The 15,069-nt window shown below is 68.4% G+C and carries 18 protein-coding genes; 17 read left to right on the forward strand and 1 reads right to left on the reverse strand.

Going from position 1 to position 15,069, the window contains the following annotated elements:
* Positions 1-12: 12 nt before the first annotated feature.
* Genes BST17_RS18965 through BST17_RS18975 form a run of 3 tightly spaced genes read left to right on the forward strand, consistent with a single transcriptional unit; the run spans position 13 to position 2,539 of the window.
* Positions 13-1,251: an acyl-CoA dehydrogenase family protein gene (locus BST17_RS18965; RefSeq protein ID WP_083060454.1), complete on the forward strand. Its 1,239-nt coding sequence runs from the start codon at positions 13-15 to the stop codon at positions 1,249-1,251.
* Positions 1,248-2,195 (forward strand): phosphotransferase family protein, encoded by a 948-nt coding sequence (locus tag BST17_RS18970; protein ID WP_083060455.1) that lies wholly within the window; start codon positions 1,248-1,250, stop codon positions 2,193-2,195. Before BST17_RS18965 ends, BST17_RS18970 begins: the two co-directional genes overlap by 4 nt.
* Entirely contained in the window at positions 2,192-2,539 is a 348-nt protein-coding gene (locus BST17_RS18975) for a DUF6285 domain-containing protein (RefSeq protein WP_083060456.1), read from the forward strand. Before BST17_RS18970 ends, BST17_RS18975 begins: the two co-directional genes overlap by 4 nt.
* A gap of 26 nt (positions 2,540-2,565) precedes the next feature.
* Here BST17_RS18975 and BST17_RS18980 read toward each other — a convergent pair whose 3' ends face one another.
* Positions 2,566-3,174 carry a class I SAM-dependent methyltransferase gene (locus BST17_RS18980; RefSeq protein ID WP_109750208.1) on the reverse strand — a complete coding sequence of 203 codons (609 nt, stop codon included), beginning with the start codon at positions 3,172-3,174 and terminating at the stop codon, positions 2,566-2,568.
* 41 nt (positions 3,175-3,215) lie between these two features.
* Between BST17_RS18980 and BST17_RS18985 the strand changes: the two genes are divergently transcribed.
* From BST17_RS18985 to nuoK, 14 genes are all read left to right on the forward strand, one after another.
* Positions 3,216-3,596: a nuclear transport factor 2 family protein gene (locus BST17_RS18985; protein ID WP_083060500.1), complete on the forward strand. Its 381-nt coding sequence runs from the start codon at positions 3,216-3,218 to the stop codon at positions 3,594-3,596.
* 9 nt (positions 3,597-3,605) lie between these two features.
* On the forward strand, positions 3,606-4,115 hold the full coding sequence (locus tag BST17_RS18990; protein ID WP_083060458.1) for a YceI family protein: 510 nt from the start codon (positions 3,606-3,608) through the stop codon (positions 4,113-4,115).
* 10 nt (positions 4,116-4,125) lie between these two features.
* Complete coding sequence (locus BST17_RS18995; RefSeq protein WP_083060459.1) at positions 4,126-4,524, forward strand: Rv3143 family two-component system response regulator; 399 nt, start codon at positions 4,126-4,128, stop codon at positions 4,522-4,524.
* 214 nt (positions 4,525-4,738) lie between these two features.
* On the forward strand, positions 4,739-5,113 hold the full coding sequence (locus BST17_RS19000; RefSeq protein WP_083060460.1) for an NADH-quinone oxidoreductase subunit A: 375 nt from the start codon (positions 4,739-4,741) through the stop codon (positions 5,111-5,113).
* Complete coding sequence (locus BST17_RS19005) at positions 5,104-5,658, forward strand: NuoB/complex I 20 kDa subunit family protein (RefSeq protein ID WP_019514407.1); 555 nt, start codon at positions 5,104-5,106, stop codon at positions 5,656-5,658. The genes BST17_RS19000 and BST17_RS19005 overlap by 10 nt, the downstream gene beginning before the upstream one ends.
* Positions 5,659-5,689: 31 nt before the next feature.
* Positions 5,690-6,391, forward strand: coding sequence for an NADH-quinone oxidoreductase subunit C (locus tag BST17_RS19010; protein ID WP_083060501.1), 702 nt, complete (start codon positions 5,690-5,692; stop codon positions 6,389-6,391).
* A complete protein-coding gene (nuoD, locus tag BST17_RS19015; RefSeq protein ID WP_083060461.1) occupies positions 6,391-7,692 on the forward strand; it encodes an NADH dehydrogenase (quinone) subunit D in 1,302 nt (433 codons plus the stop codon). Before BST17_RS19010 ends, nuoD begins: the two co-directional genes overlap by 1 nt.
* Positions 7,689-8,531 carry an NADH-quinone oxidoreductase subunit NuoE gene (gene nuoE / locus BST17_RS19020; RefSeq protein ID WP_083060462.1) on the forward strand — a complete coding sequence of 281 codons (843 nt, stop codon included), beginning with the start codon at positions 7,689-7,691 and terminating at the stop codon, positions 8,529-8,531. Before nuoD ends, nuoE begins: the two co-directional genes overlap by 4 nt.
* Complete coding sequence (nuoF, locus tag BST17_RS19025; protein ID WP_083060463.1) at positions 8,528-9,808, forward strand: NADH-quinone oxidoreductase subunit NuoF; 1,281 nt, start codon at positions 8,528-8,530, stop codon at positions 9,806-9,808. Before nuoE ends, nuoF begins: the two co-directional genes overlap by 4 nt.
* A gap of 91 nt (positions 9,809-9,899) precedes the next feature.
* Positions 9,900-12,275, forward strand: coding sequence for an NADH-quinone oxidoreductase subunit G (locus tag BST17_RS19030; RefSeq protein ID WP_083060464.1), 2,376 nt, complete (start codon positions 9,900-9,902; stop codon positions 12,273-12,275).
* 44 nt (positions 12,276-12,319) lie between these two features.
* Positions 12,320-13,528 carry an NADH-quinone oxidoreductase subunit NuoH gene (gene nuoH, locus BST17_RS19035; protein WP_234807730.1) on the forward strand — a complete coding sequence of 403 codons (1,209 nt, stop codon included), beginning with the start codon at positions 12,320-12,322 and terminating at the stop codon, positions 13,526-13,528.
* Complete coding sequence (nuoI, locus tag BST17_RS19040; protein ID WP_083060466.1) at positions 13,512-14,051, forward strand: NADH-quinone oxidoreductase subunit NuoI; 540 nt, start codon at positions 13,512-13,514, stop codon at positions 14,049-14,051. Before nuoH ends, nuoI begins: the two co-directional genes overlap by 17 nt.
* Positions 14,048-14,773, forward strand: coding sequence for an NADH-quinone oxidoreductase subunit J (locus BST17_RS19045; protein ID WP_083060467.1), 726 nt, complete (start codon positions 14,048-14,050; stop codon positions 14,771-14,773). The genes nuoI and BST17_RS19045 overlap by 4 nt, the downstream gene beginning before the upstream one ends.
* A complete protein-coding gene (gene nuoK, locus BST17_RS19050; protein WP_083060468.1) occupies positions 14,770-15,069 on the forward strand; it encodes an NADH-quinone oxidoreductase subunit NuoK in 300 nt (99 codons plus the stop codon). The genes BST17_RS19045 and nuoK overlap by 4 nt, the downstream gene beginning before the upstream one ends.

Consider the following 15,069-nt stretch of genomic DNA (forward strand, 5'->3'; position numbering starts at 1 on the left):
AAAGAGGTCAACGTGGATTTCGCCCTACCGGAACATCTCCCGGGTCTGCTGGCAGAGATGGACGCCTTCATCGAGGCCGAGATCAAGCCGCTGGAACGCGAGAACATGCAGTTTTTCGACCGGCGCCGGGAATTCGCCCGCACCGACCTCGACAACGGCGGCGTCCCGGCCCGGGAATGGGAGGACCTGCTCGACGAGATGCGCCGCCGCGCCGATGCCGCCGGCTGGCTGCGCTACGGGCTGCCCGAGGAGTTCGGCGGCCGCGGTGGCTCCAACCTGGACATGGCCGTCATCCGAGAGCACCTGGCACACAAGGGACTCGGGCTGCACAACGATCTGCAGGACGAGTCCTCGATCGTCGGCAACTTCCCGCAGGTCATCATGATGAGCACGTTCGGCACCGAGGTCCAGAAGGCCGAATGGATCGAAGCCATGCTCACCGGGACCCGATCGATGGCGTTCGGCCTCACCGAACCCGGTCACGGCAGCGACGCCACCTGGCTGGAGACCACCGCCGTGCGGGACGGCGACGACTGGGTCATCAACGGCTCCAAGCGCTGGAACACCGGGGTGCACCGGGCCACCCACGACCTGATCTTCGCCCGTACCTCCGGCGAGGCGGGCTCGGCGGTGGGTATCACCGCATTCCTGGTGCCGACCGACACCCCGGGCTTCACGGTGCCGTACTACTGGTGGACCTTCAACATGCCCAGCGATCACGGCGAGGTCGAACTCACCGACGTCCGGGTGCCGTCGGATGCGGTGCTCGGTGAGGTCGATCACGGCCTGGCGGTCGGCCAGACCTTCCTGCACGAGAACAGGATTCGCCAGGCCGCCAGCAGCCTGGGCGCCGCGCAGTACTGTATCGACCGCGCAGCCGGCTACGCCGGGGAACGTATCGTGTTCGGCAAGCCGCTGTCGGTGAACCAGGCCGTGCAGTGGCCGCTGGCCGAGTTGCAGACCGAGGCGCAGATGGTCCGGCTGCTGGTCTACTACGCCGCCTGGCACCTGGATCGCGACCACCACATGGAGGTCTCCGACAAGGTCTCGATGGCCAATTACCGCGCCAACCGCCTGGTGTGCGAGGCCGCCGACCGGGCCATGCAGATCCACGGGGGTATCGGCTACAGCCGGCACGAGCCGTTCGAGCACATCTACCGCCACCACCGCCGGTACCGGATCACCGAGGGCGCCGAGGAGATCCAGATCCGCCGGGTGGCCCAACGGATGCTGAAGTTCGGCCACAAATGACCGATCAGGGCGAGCTCGCCGACCGGTTGGCCACGGTGCTGGGCGCCGAGCGCGTCACCGACCTGCGCGTACTCACCGGCGGCGCGAGCCGGGCCACCTGGGCGTTCAGCGCCGACGACCGGCCGCTCATCCTGCGCACCGGCCCACCCGACGATGTGCACGCCGGCATGGAACTGGAGGCCGCCGCGCTGCGCCGGGCGGCGGCCGCCGGAGCGCCCGTCCCCCAGATCCTGGCCGCCGACGATTCCGGTGCGATCGTGGGCGATCCCTACCTGATCTGTGACTTCATCGGCGGGGAGACGATCGTGCGCAAGATCGCGCGCACCCTCGACGACACCGCCCGCGCGCGGCTGCTGAACCAGTGCGCGCAGGCGCTGGCCGCCATCCACCGTGCCGACCCGGACGGTATCGGACTGTCGCCCACCGACCCGTTGACGGAGTGGCGCACCCAACTCGACGAGATGGGCGACACCACAGCGATATTCGAGTACGCCTTCCGGTGGCTGGAACACCATCGGCCGGCGCGTACACCCCCGGTGCTGGTGCACGGGGACTTCCGGATGGGCAACCTGATCGTCGACGACGACGGGCTGGCCGCCGTGCTGGACTGGGAGCTCACCCACATCGGTGAGGCACTCGACGACCTGGCCTGGTTCTGCATCCGGGCCTGGCGGTTCGGCGCCCCGCGCCAACTCGGCGCCGGCGGGCTGGGCAGCATCGAGGACTTCGTCGCCGCGTATGAGGCCGCCGGCGGCGCCGCGGTCGACCGCAGCGCGCTGCGCTGGTGGCTGGTGGCCGCCACGCTGCGCTGGGGTGTCATCTGCCGCTATCAGTTCGAGCGGCACCGGTCCGGGCAGACCCGCTCGGTGGAGCTCGCGGCGATCGGGCGCCGGGTCTGCGAAACCGAATACGACCTGCTGAGCCTGCTGAAGGGAACACCGTGACGGATCTGCACTATCGGCCCACCGCGGCCGAACTCGTCGCCGCCGTCGCGGAGTTCCTGGAGGGCGAGGTCCGGGCGAACACCGGGCCGAACAGTGGGCTCGCCGATGCGGCCGCGCTCAACTTCCACGCCCGCGTCGCCGCCAACGTCCTGCGCACCGTCGAACGTGAGTTGCTCGACACCGAGCCCGCCCCCGCACTGCTGGGTTTCGCCGATGAGGCGGCGCTGGCGGCGGCCATCCGGGCCGGGGATCTCGACGGCCGCGACGCCGAGCTACTGCCCGTGCTGCACGCCCTGGTGGCGCGTCGGGTGGCCGTGGCGCATCCCGGTTACGAGCAGGAGTGAGCGTGCGGGCGGTGAGCACCGCCTGTTCAGATCCGGCGCACCCGGGCCAGCCAGGCCGGCTCGTCGACCACCGTGCCGGCCGGCAGGCCCAGCAACGGCGCGTGCGCCTCCCCCACCACCCCGCGGTAGGTGGTGGTGGTCAGCGACTCCAGCTCCCAGCCGACGGCGAAAGCCGTCCGGATCACCTCTTCGCCGACCTGTGGCCCGAAGCCGCGGCCGGTATCCGAGAGCGCCAGCAGGTGCAGGTACCCGCCCGGGACCAGGGCGCGGTGCACGCTGTCGACATAGCGGGTCCGGTCGGCGTCGTCGAAGATGTGGAACAACGCGCTGTCCAGGATGGTGTCGTATACGCCGTCGAGGGTGAACGCATCGCCGATGTCGAAGCGGGCGTCCACCCCGTGCGCGGCGGCGTTGGCCCGGGCCTGCTCGATGGCGTGCGGCGCGAAGTCGACACCGCGCACGTCGTAGCCCAGCCGGGTCAGCGCGATGGTGTGCTCACCGAGCCCGCAACCGATGTCCAGCATGCGGCTGCGCAGCACGCCGGTGCGCTCCAATGCCAGCACTGCGGGCTGCGGCTCACCGATCACCCAAGGCGCGGTGTGTGTTTCGTAGGCGGTGTCGAAGTGTTGTCTCATGCCGCCAGTGTTCAACCTGAATGGGAGTTGAGGTCAAGTACATGTCGACAGCCTTGAACAACACCGCGGACCGACTGTTCGGGGCCATCGAACGCGGTGACTACCCCGACGTCGAGGCGCTGTGGGCCCAGGACGTCCTGGTGTGGCACAGCGGCGACGCCGCGGACAACGATCGCGCCCGGGCCCTGAAGGTCATCCGCTGGTTCCTGCGGGTGACAACCACGCGCCGGTACGAGATCCTGGATCGTGAGTTCTTCGACGGCGGGTTCGTGCAGCAACACATCCTGCACGCCGCGGCCGGCCATGGCGCTTCGATCCGATTGCGGGTATGCATCGTGATCAAGGTGGGCACCGAGGGACTGATCACCAGGATCGACGAGTACTTCGACCCCGCAGAGATGGCGCCGTTGCTGGGCCACTGAGGAGCACAGATGGACCTGCAGGATTTCCAGGGTCGTTGGCTGCTGGATCCCGAACGCACCACGATCACCACGCACAGCCCGACATTCTGGGGGTTCGTCCACGTCAAGAGCGTGTTCAGCGCCCTGGACGGCCGCGCCGAGGTCGAGGACGACCGGCTGACCGGCACGCTGCGGATCGATGCGGCCTCGGTACGCACCGGCATCAAGCGCCGTGACACGCATCTGCGGTCGGCGGAGTTCTTCGATGTCGAGGCGTTCCCGACGGTGGAGATCGTCGCCGAATCCGGTGAGGTCACCTCGCCGTCATGGGTGACGCTGCATGTACGGCTGACCGCGAAGGGACGCGAGCAGGAGCTCGACCTGCCGACGCACGTGCGCAACCTGGGCGGGGGCGCGGTGCAGCTGAGCACCACGGCCACCCTGAATCGGCGCAGCCTGGGTGTGGACGGCAATCTGCTGGGCATGATGGGCGACGCCGCGGGCGTCGAAGCGGCCGCGGTGTTCGTCCGGCAGCCGTAGCATCGGCGCTGTGGCCGACCCCGATGCGCAGCTGCGAATCCTGGTGTACAGCTCCAACAACCGCACCAGGGATCAGGTGCGTTCGGCGCTGGGCCGGCGTATCCACCCCGACCTGCCCGAATTGAGCTATCTGGAGGTGGCGACCGCCCCCATGGTGGTCAGCCGGGTCGCCGAGGGCGGCTTCGACCTACTGATCCTCGACGGCGAGGCGACACCGACCGGCGGCATGGGGCTTGCCAAGCAACTCAAGGACGAGATCGAGGTGTGCCCGCCCATCCTGGTGCTGACCGGGCGGCGTGACGATGCCTGGCTGGCGTCCTGGTCGCGCGCGGAGGCCGCGGTGTCACACCCCGTCGATCCGATCCGCCTCGGCGAGGCGGTGGCCGACCTGCTCCGGTCGACTTCGTAGTTCGGGTGCGAGTAGTTCAGATACGAGTAGTTCAGACACGAGCATTACAGCACGAAACACACTGTGGCCGTTTGCTCTTCATCACCCTCGCCGATGAGGGTGGGCGACCCAGCTGTTGACTGAAATCCTATCGGAAATGCGGCGCCTCGACCGTCGACGTGTCTAAGCTGTGTTCTAGCTCACATCGACAATCCACCGAGAGAGCGGCACAGACATGAACGTCTACACACCGATTCTGGTGCTCGGGACGATCGCGGCGGCGTTCGCCATCGTCTCGGTGGGTATCGCCACGTTCATCGGACCCCGCCGCTACAACCGGGCCAAACTCGAGGCCTACGAATGCGGCATCGAACCACTGCTGCCCGCGGCGGACGCCAAGATCGCGACGGGGCAGCGATTCCCGATCAAGTATTACCTGACGGCGATGCTGTTCATCATCTTCGACATCGAGATCGTGTTCCTGTACCCGTGGGCGGTGTCCTTCGACTCGCTGGGCCTGTTCGCAGTCGTGGAGATGCTGCTGTTCATGCTCACCGTCTTCGTGGCCTACGCCTACGTATGGCGCCGAGGTGGTCTGTCATGGGATTAGAAGAACAGCTGCCGGGCGGCATCCTGCTGTCCACCGTGGAGAAGGTGGCCGGTTATGTCCGCAAGGGGTCGCTGTGGCCGGCCACCTTCGGCCTGGCCTGCTGCGCCATCGAGATGATGGCGACCGCCGGACCCCGGTTCGACATCGCGCGCTTCGGTATGGAGCGGTTCTCGGCCACCCCGCGCCAGGCCGACCTGATGATCGTGGCCGGCCGGGTCAGCCAGAAGATGGCCCCGGTGCTCCGTCAGGTGTACGACCAGATGGCCGAGCCCAAATGGGTTCTGGCGATGGGCGTCTGCGCGTCCTCGGGCGGGATGTTCAACAACTATGCGGTCGTTCAGGGCGTCGACCATGTCGTCCCGGTGGACATCTATCTGCCCGGTTGCCCGCCGCGGCCGGAGATGCTGCTGAACGCAATCCTGAAGTTGCACGCCAAGATTGCCGAGATGCCGCTCGGGGTGAACCGCGCCGAGGCGGTGGCCGCCGCCGAACAGGCCGCGCTGGCATCGCCGACGACCATCGAGCTGACGGGGCTGCTGCGATGAGCGACGCGTGCGGAGCGAACAGACAGATGACATGCGAGACCCGAGCCTGCGAGGGAATCGCATGACCGAGCAGCAGGACCGCGAGGTCATCGGTACCCGTCGGGGCATGTTCGGGGTCACCGGCACCGGCGACACCTCCGGCTACGGTCGGCTGATCCGCGAGGTGGCCCTGCCGGGCAGCTCGCCGCGACCGTACGGCGGTTACTTCGACGAGGTGGTCGACGCCCTGGACGCGGCGCTGGGCCGCCACCGGTTCACCGACGCCGTCGAACGCATCGTGGTATTCCGCGACGAGCTCACCATCGACGTGCGCCGCGAGCACCTGCTGACCGTGGCGCAGACCCTGCGCGATGATCCGGCCCTGCGATTCGAGCTGTGCCTCGGGGTCTCGGGTGTGCACTTCCCCGCTGAGCAGCACCGCGAACTGCACGCCGTGTACCCGCTGATGTCGATCACCCACAACCGGCGGATCCGCCTGGAGGTGGCTGCGCCCGACACCGATCCCCGTGTGCCGTCGCTGTTCTCGGTGTACCCCACCACCGACTGGCATGAGCGCGAGACCTATGACTTCTTCGGCATCATCTTCGACGGGCACCCGGCGCTGACCCGCATCGAGATGCCGGACGACTGGGTGGGGCACCCGCAGCGCAAGGACTATCCGTTGGGCGGCATCCCCGTCGAATATCACGGGGCCCAGATTCCGCCGCCCGACGAGCGGAGGTCCTACAACTGATGACGATCGAGACAGATCCGCCCGTGGTGATGGTGGGCGGCCAGGACTGGGATGCGGTCGTGGCCGCGGCACGCGAACACGCCGGCGAACGGATCGTGGTCAACATGGGTCCGCAGCACCCGTCCACCCACGGTGTGCTGCGCCTGATCCTGGAGATCGAGGGCGAGACCATCACCGAGGCCCGCTGCGGTATCGGCTATCTGCACACCGGCATCGAGAAGAATCTCGAATACCGCACGTGGACACAGGGTGTCACGTTCGTGACCCGGATGGATTACCTGTCCCCGTTCTTCAACGAGACGGCCTACTGCCTGGGCGTGGAGAAGCTGCTCGGCGTCACCGACGACATCCCCGAACGCGCCAGCGTCATCCGGGTGATGTTGATGGAACTCAACCGCATCTCCAGCCATCTGGTCGCGCTGGCCACCGGCGGGATGGAACTGGGCGCCATGTCGGCGATGTTCTTCGGGTTCCGCGGCCGCGAGGAGATCCTGGCGCTGTTCGAGACCATCACCGGGCTACGGATGAACCACGCCTACATCCGGCCCGGCGGGCTGGCCGCCGACCTGCCCGATGAGGCCATGCCGCAACTGCGCCGCCTGCTCGAGGTGCTGCCCGGTCAGCTGCGCGACCTGGAGAAGATGCTGCGCGAGAACTACATCTGGAAAGCCCGCAGCAAGGGTATCGGCTACCTTGACCTGACCGGCTGTATGGCCCTCGGCGTCACCGGACCGGTGTTGCGCTCCACCGGGTTACCGCACGATCTGCGCCGCGCCCAGCCGTACTGCGGTTACGAGACCTACGATTTCGACGTCTGCACCGACGACGGCTGCGACGCCTACGGGCGTTATCTGATCCGTGTCGACGAGATGAAACAGTCGCTGCGCATCGTCGAGCAGTGCGTGGCGCGGCTCAAGCCCGGCCCGGTCATGCTCACCGACAAGAAGCTCGCCTGGCCGGCCGATCTGAAGCTCGGCCCGGACGGTCTGGGCAACTCGCCCGAGCACATCGCCAAGATCATGGGCTCGTCGATGGAGGCGTTGATCCACCACTTCAAGTTGGTGACCGAGGGCATCCGGGTGCCGCCCGGGCAGGTGTACGTCGCCGTCGAATCACCGCGCGGCGAACTCGGCGTGCACATGGTCAGCGACGGCGGGACCCGGCCCTACCGCGTGCACTACCGCGACCCCTCCTTCACGAATCTGCAGGCGGTCGCGGCGATGTGCGAGGGCGGCATGGTCGCCGACGCGATCTCCGCGGTGGCGTCGATCGACCCGGTGATGGGCGGGGTAGATAGATGACAACTGTCGATCTCACGCTCGGCCAGCGGCCCGACGAGGCCGGACCACCGATCAGCGCCGGCCCGCAGTCCTATCCGGATGAGGTGACGGCCGGGTTGGCTGCCGATGCCGCGCAGATCATCGGGCGCTACCCGGTGGCCCGCTCGGCACTGCTCCCCCTGTTGCACCTGGTGCAGTCGCAGGACGGCTATCTCACCCCCGCCGGTATCGCCTTCTGCGCCGGTCAACTCTCGCTCACCCCGGCCGAGGTGACCGCGGTGGCCACCTTCTACTCGATGTACCGGCGCACCCCGACCGGTGAGTACCTGGTCGGGGTGTGCACCAATACGCTGTGTGCCGTCATGGGCGGTGACGCGATCCTGGAGGTCCTGCAGGATCATCTCGGCATCCACGCCGGGCAGAGCACCCCGGACGGCTCGATCACCCTGGAGCATATCGAATGCAACGCGGCGTGCGATTTCGCGCCCGTCATCATGGTCAACTGGGAGTTCTTCGACAATCAGACGCCCTCCGCAGCAACCGATCTCGTCGATACCCTGCGTTCCGGGGCCGTCGTGGCACCCAGCCGCGGCGCGCCGCTGTGCACGTTCAAGCAGACCGCCCGCATCCTCGCCGGATTCCCCGACGAGCGCCCGGGTGCCAACGACGGCGCGCCCGGACAGGCGACGCTGGCGGGCCTGCGCATCGCCCGCGAACGCGGTATGACCGCACCCGAGTCCGGCACGCCGGCCCAGGTGCAGAAACCGGATGACGAGCGCATCGCCGAGGAGACGCTGCGCGATCAGCCCGCCCCCGCCCCGTCCGTCGACGTACCGCCCAGGAACGGGGACCGCCCGTGACGCTTGCCCCCGTACTGAGCGCGCACTGGGATGACCCCGATTCCTGGACGCTGGCCGGCTACCGGCGCCGCGGCGGATACGAGGCCATGCGCACGGCACTGACCATGGATCCCGACGACGTGATCGCGCTGGTGAAGGAGGCCGGGCTGCGCGGGCGCGGCGGTGCCGGGTTCCCGACCGGGCAGAAATGGTCGTTCATCAACCAGGACGATCCGAAACCCAAGTATCTGGTCATCAACGCCGACGAGTCCGAACCCGGTACGTGCAAGGACATCCCGCTGCTGATGGCCAATCCGCATGTGCTGGTCGAGGGCGCGATCATCGCCGCGCACGCCATCCGCGCCGCGCACGCCTTCATCTATCTGCGTGGTGAGGTGGTGCCGGTGCTGCGCCGGTTGCAGGGTGCCGTCGCCGAGGCATACGACGCCGGTTACCTGGGAGCCGGATTCGACCTTGTGGTGCACGCCGGGGCGGGGGCCTACATCTGTGGCGAGGAAACCGCCCTGCTGGACTCGCTGGAGGGCCGGCGCGGCCAGCCCCGGTTGCGCCCGCCGTTTCCGGCCGTTGCCGGTCTGTATGCCTGCCCGACGGTGGTCAACAATGTCGAATCGATCGCCAGCGTGCCCGCCGTCGTCGCGGGCGGAGTGGACTGGTTCCGCTCGATGGGCTCGGACAAGTCGCCGGGTTTCACGCTGTACTCGCTGTCCGGGCACGTCACCCGACCGGGTCAGTACGAGGCGCCGCTGGGTGTCACGCTGCGCCGGCTTCTCGACTACGCCGGCGGGGTGCGGGCCGGCCACGAGCTCAAGTTCTGGACTCCCGGCGGATCGTCGACCCCGCTGCTGACCGCCGAACACCTCGATGTGCCATTGGATTACGAGGGGGTGGCCGGCGTCGGATCGATGCTGGGCACCAAGGCCCTGCAGATCTTCGACGAGACCACCTGCGTGGTTCGTGCGGTCCGGCGGTGGACGCAGTTCTACGCCCACGAGTCCTGCGGCAAGTGCACCCCGTGCCGGGAGGGCACCTACTGGTTGGCCCAGATCTACGAACGCCTGGAGACCGGCCACGCGGGCCCGGAGGACATCGACACGCTGCTCGACATCTCCGATGCCATCCTCGGCAAATCGTTCTGCGCCCTCGGTGACGGCGCCGCGAGCCCGATCATCTCCTCGATCAAGTATTTTCGCGACGAGTACCTGGCCCATCTGGGGTCGGGCTGTCCGTTCGATCCGCACGCGTCGACCGTGTTCGCGACCGCGGAGGCCGGCCGGTGACCATTTCCCCGCGAGCAGACGCAAAACTGCCCTTTCAGGGCCGAAAAGGGGCAGTTTTGCGTCTGCTCGCCGAGAGGAAGGGGGCGCCCGCATGACGCTGGCCGGACCTGCCAAGGACACCGCCACCGTGGAGATGGTGTCGCTGACCATCGACGGCCACCAGATCAGCGTGCCGAAGGGCACCCTGCTGATCCGCGCCGCCGAGCTGATGGGCATCCAGATCCCGCGCTTCTGCGATCACCCGCTGCTCGACCCGGTCGGCGCGTGCCGCCAATGCCTGGTGGAGGTCGAGGGCCAGCGCAAACCATTGGCCTCCTGTACCGCCACCGTCACCCCCGACATGGTCGTGCGCACCCAGCTGACCTCCGAGATCGCCGACAAGGCCCAGCACGGTGTGATGGAACTGCTGCTGATCAACCATCCCCTGGACTGCCCGGTCTGCGACAAGGGCGGCGAGTGCCCGCTGCAGAACCAGGCGATGTCCAACGGGCGGGCGGACTCCCGCTTCACCGACGTCAAACGGACGTACCCGAAACCGATCAACCTGTCCGCGCAGGTGCTGCTGGACCGCGAACGCTGTGTACTGTGCGCCCGCTGCACCCGGTTCTCCGATCAGATCGCCGGTGACCCGTTCATCGAGCTGCTGGAACGCGGTGCGCTGCAACAGGTGGGCATCGCCGGTGACGAACCGTTCGACTCGTACTTCTCCGGTAACACCGTGCAGATCTGCCCGGTCGGCGCCCTCACCGGTACCGCCTACCGGTTCCGGGCCCGCCCGTTCGACCTGGTGTCGTCGGCCAGCGTCTGCGAACACTGCGCGTCGGGGTGCGCGCAGCGCACCGATCACCGGCGCGGAAAGGTGTTGCGCCGGTTGGCCGGTGACGACCCCGAGGTCAACGAGGAGTGGAATTGCGACAAGGGGCGCTGGGCATTCACCTATGCGACCCAGGGCGACCGGATTGCCACCCCGCTGATCCGTGATGCCGACGGCAGCCAGCGCCCGGCCTCCTGGTCCGAGGCGGTCGCCGTCGCGGTACGCGGTCTGACCGCGGCCACCGGCCGGGCCGGGGTGCTGGTGGGCGGCCGGTCGACCATGGAGGACGCCTGGGCCTACGCGAAGTTTGCCCGGATCATGCTGGGCACCAACGATATCGACTTCCGGGTCCGGCAGCATTCGGCCGAGGAGTCCGAGTTCCTGGCCCACGCCGTCGCCGGACGACCACACGCGGTCAGCTATGCCGATCTGGAGGCGGCACCGGCGGTGCTGCTGGTCGGATTCGAACCGGAGGAAGAGTCGCCGATCGTGTTCCTGCGGCTGCGCAAGGCCTTCCGCAAGCGTGGCCTGCCGGTGACGGCCGTGGCACCGTTCGCCACCCGGGGGTTGGCCAAGATGGGTGGCCGGTTGGTCACCGCCGCCCCGGGCGCCGAGGCCGACGTGCTGGCGGGTCTGCACGACGACCTGCCCCCGGGCACCGTCATCCTGGCCGGGGAACGGATCGCCGCCGCACCGGGTGCCTGCTCGGCACTGTGCGCGCTGGCGGCGGCCACCGCAGCCCGCATCGCCTGGATCCCACGCCGCGCCGGTGATCGCGGTGCGCTGGAGGCCGGCGCCGTGCCGCACCTGCTGCCCGGCGGGCGGCCCGTCGCCGACGATCGCGCACGCGCCGAGGTCGCCGCCGCCTGGAATGTCGAGGACCTCCCCGCCGATGCGGGGCGCGACACCGACGCGATCCTGGCCGCCGCCACCGCGGGTGCCCTGCAGGCCCTGCTGATCGGCGGGGTGGACGTCGACGACCTGCCCGACCCGGAGGCGGCGCTGGCCGCCGTCGACGCCGCACCGTTCGTGGTCAGCCTGGAACTGCGGCACTCCCCGATCACCGACCGCGCCGATGTGGTGTTCCCCGTCGCGCCGGTCGCCGAGAAGGCGGGCACCTTCGTCAACTGGGAGGGCCGCCAGCGGTCGTTCGAGGCCGCCCTGCCCCCGGCGGCCACCGCGGACATGCGGGTACTGGCCGCGTTGGCCGACGAGGTCGGTGTCGATCTGGGCCTGTCCGACACCGCGACCGTCCGCGCCGATGTCGACCGACTGGGCAGCTGGGACGGAACCCGGCCGCCCGCGCCGCAGGCAACCCGTCCCGAACCGGTCGTGCCGGGGCCCGGACAGGCAGTTCTCACCGGGTGGCGGATGCTGCTCGACGGCGGCCGGATGCAGACCGGCGAACCCCATCTGGCCGGCACGGCCCGCCCCGCCGTCGCCCGGATCTCCGCGGCCACCGCGGCCGAGATCGGTTGCGCCGACGGTGATGCGGTGCAGGTGTCGACCGAACGCGGCGCACTGACCCTGCCGGTCGCGGTCACCGAGATGCCCGACCGGGTGGTGTGGGTGCCGCTGAACACGTCCGGCGCGGCGGTCTACCGCACGCTGGAAGCGCCGCTGGGATCGCTGGTCCGGATCGAGGCGATGTGAACTACCCGACGCTCGATTCCTTCGGTCACGACCCGTGGTGGCTGATGCTCGCGAAATGCCTCGCCATCTTCGTGTTCCTGTTGCTCACGGTGCTGGTCGCCATCCTGGTCGAGCGCAAGGTGCTGGGCCGCATGCAGTTGCGGTTCGGCCCGAACCGGGTCGGCCCGTTCGGCCTGCTGCAGAGCCTTGCCGACGGTGTCAAGCTGGCCCTGAAGGAGGGCCTGATTCCGGCCGGGGTGGACAAGCCGATCTACCTGATGGCACCGGTCATCTCGGTGATCCCGGCGATCATGGCGTTCGCCGTCATCCCGATGGGCGGTGAGGTCTCGGTGTTCGGGCACACCACCGCGCTGCAGCTGACCGACCTGCCGGTCGCGGTGCTCTACGTGCTGGCCGTCACCTCCATCGGCGTGTACGGCATCGTGCTGGCCGGCTGGGCCTCCGGGTCGACCTACCCGCTGCTGGGCGGTCTGCGATCCAGCGCCCAGGTGGTGTCCTATGAGATCGCCATGGCACTGTCCTTCGTGGCGGTGTTCCTCTACGCCGGCACCATGTCGACCTCGGGAATCGTTGCCGCCCAGCACAGCACGTGGTTCGTGTTCCTGCTGCTGCCGTCGTTCCTGGTGTATGTGACCTCGATGGTCGGTGAGACCAACCGGGCCCCGTTCGACCTCCCCGAGGCCGAGGGCGAACTGGTCGGCGGGTTCCACACCGAGTACTCCTCACTGAAATTCGCGATGTTCATGCTCGCCGAGTACGTCAACATGACGACGGTGTCGGCGCTGGCCGCCACGATGTTCCTCGGCGGCTGGCAGGCCCCGCTGCCGTTCAGCCTCATCGACGGCGCCAACTCCGGGTGGTGGCCGCTGCTGTGGTTCGTCGCGAAGGTGTGGGGCTTCCTGTTCCTGTTCATGTGGCTGCGGGCCACCCTGCCCCGGATGCGCTACGACCAGTTCATGACGCTGGGCTGGAAGGTGCTGATCCCGCTGTCGCTGGGCTGGATCGTCATCGTCTCGATCACCAAGACGCTGCGCGATCAGGGCGCGCCGGCCTGGACCACGGCCGCGGTCGGTGCCGCCGCGGTCGCGGCGCTGGCACTGGCCGTCCTGATCCGCCGCGCGCTGCGCCGCCGAGCCGTCCCGCACTTCACCCTGCCCACCGACCCGGATGCGGTGAGTTCCTTCCCGATTCCCCCGATTCCGAGCCCGCCGCGCATCCAACCGAAGGAGTACTCCGATGTCCAAGGTCGGTGACGCACTTGCCGGTTTCGGTGTCACGTTCAAGGCGATGCTGCAGAAGCCGATCACCGAGCAGTACCCGGAGAAACCCGGACCGGTCGCCCCGCGCTACCACGGGCGACATCAGCTCAACCGGTATGCCGACGGCCTGGAGAAGTGCATCGGCTGCGAATTGTGCGCCTGGGCCTGCCCGGCCGACGCCATCTTCGTCGAGGGGGCAGACAACACCGCCGAGGAACGCTTCTCCCCCGGCGAACGGTACGGACGCGTCTATCAGATCAACTACCTGCGCTGTATCGGCTGCGGACTGTGCATCGAGGCCTGCCCGACCCGCGCGCTGACGATGACCAACGACTACGAGATGGCCGACGACAACCGCGCCGACCTGATCTACGGCAAGGACAAACTGCTGGCCCCGCTGGCCGACGGCATGACCGCGCCGCCGCACGCGATGGCCGCCGGCAGCACCGACGAGGACTACTACCGCGGCAACATCGGCGCCCAGGGGCTGGCGCACGAGTCGGAGACGACGCGATGACGGTGACGTCGACAAGTGAGGCGGTGGTGTTCTGGGTACTCGGCGCGTTGGCGCTGATCGGCGCGATCGGCGTGGTGGCCGCGCCGAAGGCGGTGTACTCCGCGCTCTTCCTGGCCGTCACCATGATCAACCTGGCGGTGCTCTACATCGCCCAGGATGCCGTGTTCCTCGGTGTGGTGCAGATCGTCGTCTATACCGGCGCGGTGATGATGCTGTTCCTGTTCGTGCTGATGCTCATCGGGGTCGACTCCTCGGAGTCGCTGGTGGAAACCATTCGCGGACAGCGCATCGCGGCCATCGTCGCCGGGCTGGGCTTCGGTGTGCTGCTGATCGGCTGCATCGGCAACTCTTTCGTCGACGGGACGATGGGCGGATTCACCGGACTCGCGCAGGCAAACGGCGCGGGCAACGTCGAGGGCCTGGCGGTGCTGATCTTCACCCGCTACGTCTGGGCGTTCGAGCTGACCAGCGCGCTGCTGATCACCGCGGCGGTCGGCGCGATGCTGCTGGCTCACCGGGAGCGGTTCGACCGGCGCAAGACGCAACGCGAACTGGCCGCCGAGCGGTTCGCCCCCGGCGGGCATCCGACACCACGGCCCAATCCCGGTGTGTATGCCCGGCACAACGCCGTCGACGTGCCGGCGCGACTGCCCGACGGCACCGCCGCACCCACCTCGGTCAGTTCGGTGCTGATCCCGCGCACCCGGGAGCGTGACCAGTGAACCCGGCGAACTACCTCTACCTGTCGGCACTGATCTTCACCATCGGGGCGGCCGGAGTACTGTTGCGGCGCAACGCGATCGTCATGTTCATGTGCGTCGAGCTGATGCTCAACGCCGCCAACCTCGCCTTCGTCACCTTCTCCCGGATGCACGGCCACCTCGACGGTCAGACGGTCGCCTTCTTCGTCATGGTCGTCGCCGCCTGCGAGGTGGTCGTCGGGCTGGCCATCATCATGGCCATCTTCCGGGCCCGCCAGTCCGCCTCGGTGGACGCCGCCAGTCTGCTGAAGAACTGA

The sequence above is a fragment of the Mycolicibacterium bacteremicum genome (assembly GCF_002086115.1).
Classification (GTDB): domain Bacteria; phylum Actinomycetota; class Actinomycetes; order Mycobacteriales; family Mycobacteriaceae; genus Mycobacterium; species Mycobacterium bacteremicum.

Excerpts from the sequence above, each read along its gene's own strand:
- BST17_RS18970 (WP_083060455.1), top strand. The coding sequence starts at position 1,248 with ATGACCGATCAGGGCGAGCTCGCCGACCGGTTGGCCACGGTGCTGGGC.
- BST17_RS18980 (WP_109750208.1), bottom strand. The coding sequence starts at position 3,174 with ATGAGACAACACTTCGACACCGCCTACGAAACACACACCGCGCCTTGG.
- BST17_RS18985 (WP_083060500.1), top strand. The coding sequence starts at position 3,216 with ATGTCGACAGCCTTGAACAACACCGCGGACCGACTGTTCGGGGCCATC.
- BST17_RS18990 (WP_083060458.1), top strand. The coding sequence starts at position 3,606 with ATGGACCTGCAGGATTTCCAGGGTCGTTGGCTGCTGGATCCCGAACGC.
- BST17_RS19000 (WP_083060460.1), top strand. The coding sequence starts at position 4,739 with ATGAACGTCTACACACCGATTCTGGTGCTCGGGACGATCGCGGCGGCG.
- BST17_RS19005 (WP_019514407.1), top strand. The coding sequence starts at position 5,104 with ATGGGATTAGAAGAACAGCTGCCGGGCGGCATCCTGCTGTCCACCGTG.
- BST17_RS19010 (WP_083060501.1), top strand. The coding sequence starts at position 5,690 with ATGCGAGACCCGAGCCTGCGAGGGAATCGCATGACCGAGCAGCAGGAC.
- nuoD (WP_083060461.1), top strand. The coding sequence starts at position 6,391 with ATGACGATCGAGACAGATCCGCCCGTGGTGATGGTGGGCGGCCAGGAC.
- nuoE (WP_083060462.1), top strand. The coding sequence starts at position 7,689 with ATGACAACTGTCGATCTCACGCTCGGCCAGCGGCCCGACGAGGCCGGA.
- BST17_RS19030 (WP_083060464.1), top strand. The coding sequence starts at position 9,900 with ATGACGCTGGCCGGACCTGCCAAGGACACCGCCACCGTGGAGATGGTG.
- nuoH (WP_234807730.1), top strand. The coding sequence starts at position 12,320 with ATGCTCGCGAAATGCCTCGCCATCTTCGTGTTCCTGTTGCTCACGGTG.
- nuoI (WP_083060466.1), top strand. The coding sequence starts at position 13,512 with ATGTCCAAGGTCGGTGACGCACTTGCCGGTTTCGGTGTCACGTTCAAG.
- BST17_RS19045 (WP_083060467.1), top strand. The coding sequence starts at position 14,048 with ATGACGGTGACGTCGACAAGTGAGGCGGTGGTGTTCTGGGTACTCGGC.